The 11,976-nt window shown below is 65.1% G+C and carries 9 protein-coding genes; 7 read left to right on the top strand and 2 right to left on the bottom strand.

The features are described 5' to 3' along the window. Positions 1-67: 67 nt before the first annotated feature. From infB to DLM85_RS10170, 6 genes are all read left to right on the top strand, one after another. Positions 68-3,253, top strand: a complete 3,186-nt coding sequence (gene infB, locus DLM85_RS10200) for a translation initiation factor IF-2 (RefSeq protein ID WP_111477995.1) — start codon at positions 68-70, stop codon at positions 3,251-3,253. Between the two features lie 148 nt (positions 3,254-3,401). Next, the gene (locus tag DLM85_RS10195) at positions 3,402-6,416 is read left to right on the top strand and encodes a 7TM diverse intracellular signaling domain-containing protein (RefSeq protein ID WP_165822093.1); all 3,015 of its coding nucleotides are present in this window, start codon (positions 3,402-3,404) and stop codon (positions 6,414-6,416) included. 341 nt (positions 6,417-6,757) lie between these two features. Then, on the top strand, positions 6,758-7,165 hold the full coding sequence (locus DLM85_RS10190; protein WP_133257002.1) for a hypothetical protein: 408 nt from the start codon (positions 6,758-6,760) through the stop codon (positions 7,163-7,165). Positions 7,166-7,422: 257 nt separating this feature from the next. Continuing rightward, positions 7,423-8,187, top strand: coding sequence for a hypothetical protein (locus tag DLM85_RS25450; RefSeq protein WP_165822092.1), 765 nt, complete (start codon positions 7,423-7,425; stop codon positions 8,185-8,187). Positions 8,188-8,234: 47 nt separating this feature from the next. After that, positions 8,235-8,825 (top strand): hypothetical protein, encoded by a 591-nt coding sequence (locus tag DLM85_RS10175; protein ID WP_111477991.1) that lies wholly within the window; start codon positions 8,235-8,237, stop codon positions 8,823-8,825. Positions 8,826-8,855: 30 nt separating this feature from the next. Beyond that, positions 8,856-9,383 (top strand): OmpA family protein, encoded by a 528-nt coding sequence (locus DLM85_RS10170; protein WP_111477990.1) that lies wholly within the window; start codon positions 8,856-8,858, stop codon positions 9,381-9,383. Between the two features lie 248 nt (positions 9,384-9,631). Here DLM85_RS10170 and DLM85_RS10165 read toward each other — a convergent pair whose 3' ends face one another. Beyond that, positions 9,632-10,087, bottom strand: coding sequence for a hypothetical protein (locus tag DLM85_RS10165; RefSeq protein ID WP_111477989.1), 456 nt, complete (start codon positions 10,085-10,087; stop codon positions 9,632-9,634). 287 nt (positions 10,088-10,374) lie between these two features. Next, a complete protein-coding gene (mscL, locus tag DLM85_RS10160) occupies positions 10,375-10,800 on the bottom strand; it encodes a large conductance mechanosensitive channel protein MscL (RefSeq protein ID WP_111477988.1) in 426 nt (141 codons plus the stop codon). 269 nt (positions 10,801-11,069) lie between these two features. Between mscL and DLM85_RS10155 the strand changes: the two genes are divergently transcribed. Then, positions 11,070-11,858: an enoyl-CoA hydratase/isomerase family protein gene (locus DLM85_RS10155; protein WP_111477987.1), complete on the top strand. Its 789-nt coding sequence runs from the start codon at positions 11,070-11,072 to the stop codon at positions 11,856-11,858. Positions 11,859-11,976: the final 118 nt, after the last annotated feature.

The following is an 11,976-nucleotide window of genomic DNA, read 5'->3' as shown; positions in this document are numbered from 1 at the left end:
TCCGCCGTTTGGCAATAATTAAATCGTACTTTTGCACCCAACTACGAGTATCGAGCGCAACCCAAGAATGGCGGAAGCAGCAAGCAAACGACTGAAACAAGCGGCCACGGACCTGAACGTCGGGACCCACACAATTGTGGATTTTCTCGCGGCGAAGGGAATTTCTGTTGAAAATAAACCCACCACGAAGCTCTCGGCCGATCAGGTTGCGTTGCTGAACAAGGAGTTTGCTTCGTCGGCCCAGGACAAGGCCGAAGCCGCCCGGCGCGGCCAGACCTTACGCCACACCGAGCTAGAGCAAGCCGCTCAGGCCAAAGAAGCCGCGGCGAAAGCCGCCGCCCCGGCCCCCGCTCCCAAACCCGTGGAGCCCGCCAAGCCTGCTGCCCCGCAGCCGGCCCCGGCTCCCGTAGCGCAGGCCCCGGCTCAGCCGGCCGCGCCCCAAGCCCCCACCCCGCCGGCCGACAACGGCCGCCCGGTACCGGGCCTGAAAGTATTAGGCAAGATCGAGCTGGACGCCAAGGGGCGTCCGGTGCCGCCGCGCCCGGCCCAGCCGGCCCCCGCGCCGACGCCGGCTCCGGTGGCTACTCCGGCTCCCGCGCCAGCTCCCGTCGCGGAAGCCAAGCCCGCTGCCCCGGCCCCCGCGCCTGCACCGACGCCAGCTCCCGCTCCGGTGGCTGCTCCGGCCCCGGTAGCCGAAAAGCCCGCGCAACCCGCGCCCGCTCCGGCGCCTACCCCGGCCCACGCTCCCGCCCCGACTCCGGCTCCCGTAGCCGAGGCTCGTCCGGCGGCGCCCGCAGCCCCCGCTCCGGCGCCGACCCCGGCGCCGCAGGCCGCCCCCGCGGCTGAAGCCAAGCCGGCTGCTCCGGTAGCTACGGCACCCGCTACGCCCGCTGCCCCGGCCGCTCCTGCGGCCCCGGAAGCCCCGGCTGCCGGTGGCGAAGGCGACCAGGGCACCATCGTAGCCCGCGGCGAGCAGCTGAAGGGTCTGACGGTACTCGGCAAGATCGAGCTGCCGGTGGATGCTTCGCGTCGTGGCGGTGGCCGCGGTGCCCGCCCGGTGGCGTCTTCGGACGTACGCAAGGCCGGCATTGGCGACAAGAAAAAGCGCGCCCGCATTGCCGTGCCCGGTCAGGGCCAGCAAGGTGGTGGGCAAGGCCAGGGGCAACCCGACAACCGTCCTACCGGAACTGGCTACATGGGCAACCGCCCCGGCGGTGGTCCGGGTGGCAACCGTCCCGGCGGCCCCGGTCAGGGCAACCGTCCCGGTGGGCCCGGTGGCAACCGCCCCGGCGGTGGTCAGCGTCCCGGCCAGGGTACCGGTCAGCCCGCTTCGCCCGAGCAGAACGATAAGCAGATCCAGGACCAGATCAAGGCTACGCTGGCCCGCCTGAGCGGCGGCCGCGGCGGCAACCAGCAGAACCGCGCCAAATACCGTCGCGACAAGCGCGCTGGTATTGCCGAGGCTACCGAGCTGGCCCGTCAGCAAAGCGAGCTGGCCTCGAAGACCCTGAAGCTGACCGAGTTCATCTCGGCCAACGACTTGGCTTCGCTGATGAACGTGTCGGTGAACGAGGTTATCAAGGTCTGCCTGAACATGGGCATGTTCGTGTCCATCAACCAGCGCCTCGACGCCGAAGCCATTACCGTCATTGCCGACGAGTTTGGCTACGACGTGGAATTCCTCTCGGCAGAAGACGAGCAGGACGTGGCCGTGGTGGAAGAAGATGACCCGGAAGCCCTGCAGGACCGCGCCCCGATTGTGACCATCATGGGTCACGTCGACCACGGCAAGACCTCGCTGCTGGACTACATCCGCAACGCGCAGGTAGCCAAGGGCGAAGCCGGCGGTATCACCCAGCACATCGGGGCTTACGAGGTGAAAACGGCTTCGGGCCGCAAAGTCACCTTCCTCGATACCCCGGGTCACGAAGCGTTTACCGCCATGCGTGCCCGCGGTGCCAAGATTACCGACATTGCCATCATCGTGGTGGCGGCCGACGACTCGGTGATGCCGCAGACCAAGGAAGCCATCAACCACGCGCAAGCTGCTGGTGTGCCGATTGTTATTGCCCTCAACAAAATCGATAAGCCGGGTGCCAACCCCGACAAAGTCCGCGAGGAACTGTCGGCTATCAACATCCTGGTGGAAGAATGGGGCGGTAAGTACCAGTCGCAGGAAGTATCGGCCAAAACCGGTGCCGGCATCGATGATCTGCTGGAAAAAGTGCTCCTCGAAGCCGAACTGCTGGAGCTGAAAGCCAACCCCGACCGCAAAGCCGTGGGTGCCGTTATCGAAGCCTCGCTCGACAAGGGCCGCGGCTACGTGACGACCATCCTGGTGCAGACGGGTACGCTGGAAGTCGGCGACATTGTGCTGGCCGGTCCGCACTACGGCCGCGTAAAGGCCATGACGGACCACCGCGGCAAGAAGATGAAGACGGCCGGGCCCTCGACCCCGGTGCAGCTGCTCGGTTTGCAGGGGGCCCCGCAGGCCGGCGACAAAATCGTGGTTATGGAAACGGAGCGCGAAGCCCGCGAAATTGCCACCCAGCGTCTGCAGCTGCAGCGCAAGCAGTCGATGCGCACCAAGAAGCACATCACGCTCGACGAGATTGGTCGTCGTCTGGCTATCGGTTCGTTCAAAGAACTGAACATCATCGTGAAAGGCGACGTGGACGGCTCGGTGGAAGCCCTGTCGGACTCGCTGCTCAAGCTCTCGACCGGCGAAGTGGCCGTGAACATCCTTTCCAAAGGGGTGGGCGCCATTTCCGAATCGGACGTGCTGCTGGCTTCGGCCTCCGACGCCATCATCATTGGCTTCCAGGTGCGTCCGTCGCTCAGCGCGCGGAAGCTGGCCGAGCAGGAGCAGATTGACATCCGCCTTTACTCGATCATCTACAACGCCATCAACGAGGTGAAGGACGCCATGGAAGGCATGCTCGCCCCGACGGTGCAGGAAGTTACGGTGGCTACCATCGAGGTACGCCAGGTGTTCAACATCACCAAAGTCGGCACCATTGCCGGCTGTATGGTGACGGACGGCACCATCACCCGCAACACCAAGGTGCGTCTGGTGCGCGACGGTATCGTGCAGCACACCGGCAACATCCTGGCCCTGAAACGCTTCAAGGACGACGTCTCGGAAGTACGCCAAGGCTACGAATGCGGTATCTCGCTGAAAGGCTTTGATGATCTGCGCGAAGGCGACATCATCGAGGGCTTCGACGAGAAGGAAGTAAAACGGACGCTGTAAGCCCAGGCTGCGCAGCACGAAACAAGCCCCGACCGGAAACGGCCGGGGCTTTTTTTGGGCCGTGGCCAACGGGTTTCCCCGTTTTGGGCTCTATATGGGCAATGTGTTGTATCTTCCTAATGCGCTCTTTCACCAACCACCGTTCCGCATGAAACACCTGTTACTCCTACTGGGGAGCTGCTGGCTGCTGGTTGTGGGGGCCGTGGCCGCGCCAGGGCCGGTGACGGTGGTGCGCGACACGGCGGCCTGGAACTGGCTGTACGAAAACGCTCAGGTGCTGCCTGCCCCCGCCAGCCTGACGCTGGCCGAGGTACAATCAGCCCGCTGGGCGGAGCAATTTCGGCCGCTACCTAAAGCCGACCTGCCCGCTACGGCTCAGGACCAGTGGATCCGCTGCGCCGTGCAGTCGGGCACCAACGCCGGTACGCGCTGGTTGCTGCTGGTGTCGACGGACTACCTCGACGGGCTGGAAGTGTACCTGCAACGCCCCGGCGGCCCGGCCCGGCGGCACGTGCTGACCTCGACCGCGCCCTACGCGCAAACCCACGCGCTGCAGTTGCGGCAGTTCAACCTGCAGCTCGACCTGCGGCCCGACGAGCCGCTGCTGGTGTACGCCCGGTTGCCGGCGCAGCAGCGGGCACACCTTGCCGTCGTCGAGCAGGCGCACGTGCTGCAAACGGCGCGGGAAGGTGACTTGACAATGGGCCCGTACTTCGGGATTCTGCTGGCGCTGCTGGCCTATAATCTGCTGCTGTACTTCTCCGTCCGCGACAAAAGCTACCTGTACTATTCGCTGTACGTGGCCGCGTTTGCGGCCGCGCAGCTCGACATGACGGGCTACTGGCGGCAGCTCTGGCCCAGCAGCCTGAGCGGGGCGGGGCTGGACCTGCGGCAGAACTTCATCCTGGCCTGCACCATCTTTTTCGGCACCCTCACGGCCCGGGCTTTCCTCGAAACGCCGCGCCTGCTGCCCCGCTTCGACCGGCTGCTGCGCCTGACGCTGCTGCTGGCTTGGCTGCCGGTGCTCAGCTTCCTCACTCCCGATTCGCAGGCGGCCGCGTGGTGGCAGGCCGGCACGGCTCTGTGGACGAGCGTGGTGCTGCTGACCGCCGGTACGCTAGCATTGCGGGCCGGCTACCGCCCGGCGCGCTACTACATGGTGGGCTGGACGCTGCTGCTGGTGGCCGTGGTCAATTACTACCTGAGCCAGGTGGAGCTGATTCCGCACTTCGGCTTCTGGTCGACGCACGGCGTGCACGTGGCGTCGGCGCTGGAAATGATTCTGCTGTCCCTGGGCCTGGCCGACCGCATCAACCTGGCTAAGAAGGACCGGCAGCTGGCGCAGGAAGCGGCGCTACGGGCCGCGCAGGCCCAGCAAGCTGCCCAACGCGAGACCCTGGCGGCCATGCAGGAAAAGCAGGTGGCCCAGACCCGGGCCCTGGAAGTGTCGCGCGAGAAGGAAGAACTGCAGCAGCGCTCCAACCAGGAGCTGGCGGCGCGGGCGGCCGAGCTGCAGCAGGCCTACCAGGAGCTGCAGGCCAGCATCCGCACCTCGCACCAGCTGCAGGAGCTGGACGAGCTGAAAACCAAGTTCTTCACCAACATTTCGCACGAGCTGCGCACCCCGCTCACCCTCATCATCAGTCCGCTGGAGCAGCTGCTGAGCGAGGCGCGGCAACGGCCGCAGCAAGCCGCCCCGCCCGAGTACGCCCTGATGCTGCGCAACGCCCGGCGGCTGCTGCGCCTCATCAACCAGCTGCTCGACATTGCCCGCCTCGAAGCCGGGCAAACCCGTCTGGCCGCCGCGCCCGACGACCTGGTGCGGGCGGTGCGCACCAACGTGCTGTCGTTTGAGTCCCTGGCCGTCGGCAACGAGGTGGAGCTGCGCTTCGAAAGCCCGCTCGAGGCGCTGGAGGTGTATTTCGACGCCGAGCAGCTCGACAAGATTCTCTACAATCTGCTCGGCAACGCGCTGAAGTTCACCCCGGCCGGCGGGCAGGTGGTGGTCAGCGTCGAGCGGCAGGCCGAGCGGGCGGTGCTGCGGGTGCGCGACACCGGTCCCGGTATTCCGGCCGAGCACCTGCCGCTGATTTTCGACCGGTTTCACCAGGTTGACGACTCGCGCACGCGCCGCCACGAAGGCTCGGGCATCGGGCTGGCGTTGGTGAAGGAGCTGGTGGCCCTGCACCACGGCTACATCCGGGTATCGAGCGTGCCGGGGCAGGGCACCACGTTTGTGGTGGAGCTGCCGCTGGGCACGGCGCACCTGCAGCCCGACGAGTTGCAGACCGTCGCCGATGCGGTGGTGGCGGCGCGCCCGGGGGCGCACCTGCTGCCCGCCGAGCTGGACCGGCCGCCAGCCGCCCCGGCGGCGGCCGACGCCGACGCCGATGACGCCCGGCCGCTGGTGCTGGTGGTGGAAGACAACCCCGAAATGCGCGCCTACATTCAGAGCTGCCTGACGGCCGAGTTCCGGGTGCTGACGGCCGATGACGGGGAACAAGGGCTGGAGCAGGCCATTGCCACGGTGCCCGACCTTATCGTGTCGGACCTGATGATGCCCCGCATGGATGGGCTGGAGCTGTGCCGCCGCCTGCGCGAGGACGAGCGTACCAGCCACGTGCCCGTCATCCTGCTCACGGCCCGGGCCGGCGACGAAGCCCGCCTGACCAGCTTCGGCCTCGGCGCCGACGAGTACCTGACCAAGCCCTTCCGCCCCGAGGAGCTGCGGGTGCGCATGCATAACCTGATCCGCCAGCGCGAGCTGCTGCGCCAGCGCTTCGGCCGGGCCGTCACCCTGCAGCCCCGCGACATCAGCATCACCTCGGCCGACGAAGTTTTCCTCAACCGGGCGCTGGGCGTGGTGGAAGAGCGCCTGGCCGATGCCGACTTCAGCGTGGAGCAGTTTGCCGACGCCATGGCCCTGAGCCGGGTGCAGCTGCACCGCAAGCTCAAAGCCCTCACCGACCAGTCGACCTCGGAGTTTGTGCGCACCGTGCGGCTGCGGCGGGCGGCGGCGCTGCTGCTGGCCCAGGCCGGCAACGTGGCCGAAATAGCCGAGCAGGTTGGCTTCGGCAACCTCTCCTATTTCAGCAAATGCTTCCGGGAACAATACCGGCAAACGCCTTCCGAATTTGCTGCCAACGCGGTGGTCGAGCAATAAATCGTACTACTTATTCCCGGTATAGCCCGAGTCAAAACGCTGATTCGGGCTATTTTTTACGGTCTTAATTCAAAATAAAAACACTGCATATCAGCACTTTACAAGCAATGATACATACGTGTCAGGATTTGCAACATGCGTGTTAGCGTACCGGGGCGCCGGGCCGTCACCTTTGGAGAGTCGAAAGCCAGCCAACCTTCGCCGCCCCGGCCCGCACATTGGTTTGTCGACCCCAGTTGCCCGCCCGGGCACCGGCCCCACGCAGACTCATACCCCGCACAATTATGCTTGCCTTGAACAGAATCTTAGCGACTGACTTCGTCTGGCAATTCAGCAGCCGATTGGGCAATTGGTTGGGTGACTTCGAAGAAGTCGGCATCTCCCCCGCCGCTTCCCGCGACACCTACGGCGCCGACTCGGCACAGCTCGACCGGAAGGTGGCCATCATGTGCTACCTCTCGGTGTCGGGCTGGCTGACGGCTTACCGCTGCCCCCGGGAGCAGCGCGGCCCGCTCACGGCCTTTCACCTGCGGCAGATGACGCTGGTAACGGTGATATCGGCCGTGGTGGTGGTGCTGCAGCTGCTGATGCTGCCCTTCCTCGGTTGGAGCAGCCTGGTGGTGGCGGGCGTCGGGCTGGGCCTGCTGCTGCTGCTGCGCATGATGGGCGTAATGGCGGCCATGAGCGGCCTCTACGAGCCGCTGCCGCTGATCGGCGGTCTGGCCCAGCGCCTGTTTGCCGACCAGTAAGCGGCCCCGTCCCGCGTCAGCAGAGCGTACCCTGCCGGCTCTTCTTGCTTTCCTCTGGCGCCCCGCGCCGCAGTGCTTTCAGCCTGCGGCGCGGGGCGGCTTATTTATGGACAAATACTTCACTATCAGCAATATATCATTTCGTCACATCATCATGCGATTGACGCCAGGGGATGGTAACCGGTAGCTTTGTCCCAGACGATTGGCCCTGCTGCCGCTCGCTGCCTCTGTTCTTTTCACACCGTTCCCCTAACACCATGAAAACATTCCGCCTCTCAATCCTCCTCGCCCTGTCGGTCCTCACGACTGTTTCGGCCTCGGCCCAAACCCGCTCGACGGCCTCGACGGCAGCCCGCCCGACAACCAAGCCCGCCAGCGCCGCAGGCAAGACCACGGCCGCCAAGCCCGCCACCACCGCGGCCAAACCCGCCGCGAAACCGACCCCGGCGCCGGCCCCGGCAGCGGAGGAAACGGCGCCCGCTCCGGCCAAAACCACGGCAGCCAAACCGGTGGCCAAATCGGCGGCGGGTAACCACGACTTCGGCGTGGGCAGCACCGCCGCCAACCTCGGTGTCGGCTTCGGCCTGGGCTACGGCTACGGCCTGTTCAGCGGCGTGCGCGCCACGCCGGCCCTGAGCGTATCGGTGGAGCGCGGCATCCTCGACAACGTGGGCCCGGGCGTTATCGGCATCGGTGGGCTGGTGGGCTACAAGAGCTACAGCTGGAACTCGGGCGGCTACAAGGCTTCCTGGAAAAACTTCATCGTGGCGGCCCGCGGCACCTACCACTACAACATTCTGGAAAATCCCAAGCTGGATACCTACGCCGGCCTGAGCCTCGGGGTACGCGTCGAATCGTACTCGACCAACTACGACATCTACAACAACAACTACGGCGGCGTGGCCCTGATGTCGGGCGTCTTCCTCGGCGGACGTTACATGCTGACGGACAACCTGGGCGCCTTCGGGGAACTGGGCTACGATATGTCCTACCTCAAACTCGGTCTGACGGCCAGGTTCTAAGCCCGCGCTTACGCCCCTTCTCCTCGCCTCCCCGCGCCCACCCTGTCATGAATGCTCCGCGCCTGCTCGCCTGCTGCCTGCTGCCGCTCCTGCTGGGAGCCTGTAGCCACACGCAAAACGTCAGCGAGCCGCCCGTACCCGTGCTCCGCGCCGGCGCCGTTCCGACGGGACTCCAGCTGCCGCCCGATACCATTTCGCTGCACTACGAGGTGCTGCAGCGGTTTCTACCGGAGCACGTGGCGGGTTTCGTACGCGAGGGCCGCCCGCAGGGCGAGTCGGTACAGCTAGGGGGCATCAGCTATTCCACCTGCGAGCAGCACTACCGCAAGGGCAGCCAGCGGCTCAAGGTGCAGCTCGTCGACTACAACGGCGCGCAGGCCCTCTACGCCGGCGCTACGGCACTGATGAGCGCCAACATCTGGCAGGAAAGCGACGAGCAGCTCATGCGCGGCTGCGACCTGGGCCTGCCCGGCGTGCGCGGCTACGAAACCGTGCAGAAGCTGGAGCGCCGCGCCGCCGTGGCCCTGGGCGTGGGCGACCGGTTTTTCGTCTCCGTCGAATCGACCGGGCAGGAAGACACGCGCCTGGTCAAGGCCGTGGCCCGCACCCTGAATCTGCGCGAACTGGCTGCGCTGTAAGCCCTTTTATCCCCCTTCCCCGTTCTGGCTATGAAACTTCTCCTTCTCGTCGGTGGCCTGCTGCTGAGCCTGCTCCCGCTGACCACCCAGGCCCAGTTTGGCCTCCTCACCGGCGCCGTCGACCGGGCCGTAAGCCGCGCCGCCGAGCGCGAAGTCAACAAAGCCGTGGAGCGCAAGCTCACCGAGAAAACCGGTGAGTACTACGCCCAGCTCATGGACAACGGCCGCGTGGTGTCGCACAGCATTGCCTTCGAGGAAGGCTCTGCCACGCTGCTGGCCGATTCGCAGCCCTTCGTAAAGGGCATGGCCGACATGCTGCGCCGCAACCCCGACGTACGCCTGCGCATTGAGGCCCATACGTTGCTGGCCGGCGAAGCGCCGGCCAACCAGCGCCTTTCGCAGCGCCGCGCCGACGCGGTGCGCGCCGCCCTCATCGGCCTCGGCATCGACGGCACCCGGCTCTCGGCCAAGGGCCTGGGCAGCACCCAGCCGCTTTACTCCGAGCCCGACGACGAGTACGCACCGCTCAACCAGCGCCTGGAGTTCGTCAAGCTCTAAGCAGCCCGCGCTGCTATGCCTTACCTGTTCCTGCGGCGCGGCGCCGGCCTGTTGCTGGCGGCGCTGCTGGGCTGGGCACTCAGCCTCGGCTGAACCCGCCCGCCCCTCCGAAACAGTTGCGCCTGATTTCTCTCCCCGGTCTTTCTTCAGTGCTCAGAGGCGAACGGTGGCTCTGACCCGACATCTGAAGAAGCAAAAAGCCCCGAAGCTTTGCGTCGGGGCTTTTTCTTTGTCTGATTGGCTGAGCTTTACAGGCCCAGGAAGTGCCGCTTGGGCTTCTTGTGCTTCAGGGGTTTGCCGGGCGGGTCGATGCCGGGCGCGGGGCGCGATTCGCCGCGCTTCTGCATAGCCGTGTTGCGGGCGTCGCCGCGGAACTTGCGCACCGTGAAGCCGCCCGACGAGCGGTCGTACTGCCGGGCCGTGCCGCCGCTGCTGCCGAGGCTGGTGCTCAGGCCGGCGCGGGCGTCGAGCACTTCCATCTGCTGGTCGCGCTTCACCTCGTCGGGGTTCATGCTCATGCGTTGCTGCATCCGGGCCAGCTCTTCGGCCGAGGGCTGCTTGCGTTTCTTGGTCGTGGCTTCGCGGCGCGGCTTTTCGCCACCGGTGAAGGGTGTTGCGGGGCCCGTTTGGGTCTGAGCCTGAGCCGCAGCAGTCGTCAGCAGCCCGCCGACCAACAGGGCCGCGGCGGCAACGTAGTTCTTCATGCGCATGGAAATAAGGGAAACGTCGGCAGCCAGGTTGGGTGGTAGCTACGCCGACGCAACGGATGGAGGGAAAAGTTAGTTCAAGCTGCCGCCGTTTACTGCGCGGCTCGTCCCAAGGTTACTGAAAATAATTTATTTCTACAATGCACAGACCTACAATAACTTCTCGACATCATATTAAAGTGTTACCCCAACATTACGACCGGCCCGGCGCTGCCCCGAGAGGCAAACCGGACCGGCCGCAGTCGTTGTTGCAGTCGGTGACGTCGAAAATGCGGCGCCGGCAGTTAGGCGCGGCTGCGCAGCGCGTCGCGGATTTCCATCAGCAGCATCTGCTCCTTGGACGGAGTCGGCTCGGACACGACGGCTACCGGCGCGGGTTTCTTGAAGCGGTTGGCCAGCTTCACCACCCAGAAAATCACGAAGGCAATAACCAGGAAGTAAATGATGGCATTGATGAAGTTGCCGTAGTTCAGCGTGGCCGCCTTCGCATCCTGCGCCGCTTTAAGCGTCTCGTAGCGGTTGCCATCCAGGGCAAAGAACTTTTCCTTGAAGTCGATGCCGCGGGTGAACAAACTCAGAATCGGCATGATGATATCATCCGTCAGCGAAGCGACGATTTTGCCGAACGAGGCACCGATGATAACGCCGACGGCCAGGTCGAGCACATTGCCTTTGGAGATGAACTCCTTGAATTCGGAAACAAAGCCCATAGTAGACGGTGTGGTTGGAGGTGAAAAAAGGAGGTTTCGGGTGGAATATAGGAAGTCTTACATCAGAAGCAAGCATCCAGACTTCCAGCGGCCTACCTGGCCTTGACGGATACAAATATGCCGTACGCTATATTCACGGCCATCGGACTTCGCCCAACGCGGCTCCGCGCCCGGCGGAATGGCCCGCTGCCTCGCCAAAAGGCCCCAAACCTCGGCAGCGCATTGTGGCTATCTTTGCCCCCTCCGCAACCTCCGAGCTAACCCTGCCCATGCTTCCCGTACTGGAAAATCTGGCCCTCGACCTGACCGACAACGGCATTCTGGTCATCACCCTGAACCGCCCCAGCAAGCTCAACGCCCTGAACGCGGCCACCATCGACGAAATCGGCCGGGCCGTGCAGACGGCGCTGGACAACCCGCAGGTGCGGGGCCTGATTCTGACCGGCGCGGGCGACAAAGCCTTCGTGGCCGGTGCCGACATTGCCGAGCTGGCCGCCCTCGATGAGCTGCAGGCCCGCCGCGCCGCCGAGCGCGGGCAGGAGGTGTTCTGCATGATCGAGGAAAGCACCAAGCCGGTTATTGCGGCCGTCAACGGCTTTGCCCTGGGCGGTGGCTGCGAGCTGGCCATGGCCTGCCACTTCCGCGTGGCCTCCGACAACGCCCGCTTCGGCCAGCCCGAGGTGAACCTGGGCCTGATTCCGGGCTACGGCGGCACCCAACGCCTGACCCAGCTCATCGGCAAGGGCAAGGCCCTGGAGCTGATGATGACCGCCGACATCATCAAAGCCGACGAAGCATTGCGCCTGGGCCTCGTCAACCACGTGGTGCCGCAGGCCGAGCTGCTCGGCTTCTGCCAGCAGCTGCTGGGCCGCATCCTGACCAAGGCGCCGCTGGCCGTGGGCCTGGTTATTGACAGCGTCAATGCCTACTTCGACAAGGAGCGCCACGGCTACCAGACCGAGGCCAACGCCTTTGCCCGCTGCTTCGCCTCCGACGACTTCCGCGAGGGCACGCAGGCCTTCCTGGAGAAGCGCCCGGCCGCGTTTACGGGCAAGTAATTTTCGATCTAGAACGTCATTCCGAGCGAAGTCGAGGAACCGAAGGAAGGCGTAGCCAATCTCGCGTGCTGACTGCTGCAAGTAATTCTCTCGTTGAACGATTGAATTGCTATCGGAC

Source organism: Hymenobacter edaphi (genome assembly GCF_003258365.1).
Classification (GTDB): Bacteria; Bacteroidota; Bacteroidia; order Cytophagales; family Hymenobacteraceae; genus Solirubrum; species Solirubrum edaphi.
The sequence above is the reverse complement of the archived record's forward strand: the minus strand, read 5'-3'. Positions and strand labels throughout refer to the sequence as shown.

Coding starts and splice junctions, on each gene's coding strand:
- DLM85_RS25450 (WP_165822092.1), top strand. CDS start 7,423: ATGAAAACATTCCGCCTCTCAATCCTCCTCGCCCTGTCGGTCCTCACG.
- DLM85_RS10170 (WP_111477990.1), top strand. CDS start 8,856: ATGAAACTTCTCCTTCTCGTCGGTGGCCTGCTGCTGAGCCTGCTCCCG.
- mscL (WP_111477988.1), bottom strand. CDS start 10,800: ATGGGCTTTGTTTCCGAATTCAAGGAGTTCATCTCCAAAGGCAATGTG.
- DLM85_RS10175 (WP_111477991.1), top strand. CDS start 8,235: ATGAATGCTCCGCGCCTGCTCGCCTGCTGCCTGCTGCCGCTCCTGCTG.
- infB (WP_111477995.1), top strand. CDS start 68: ATGGCGGAAGCAGCAAGCAAACGACTGAAACAAGCGGCCACGGACCTG.
- DLM85_RS10195 (WP_165822093.1), top strand. CDS start 3,402: ATGAAACACCTGTTACTCCTACTGGGGAGCTGCTGGCTGCTGGTTGTG.
- DLM85_RS10165 (WP_111477989.1), bottom strand. CDS start 10,087: ATGAAGAACTACGTTGCCGCCGCGGCCCTGTTGGTCGGCGGGCTGCTG.
- DLM85_RS10155 (WP_111477987.1), top strand. CDS start 11,070: ATGCTTCCCGTACTGGAAAATCTGGCCCTCGACCTGACCGACAACGGC.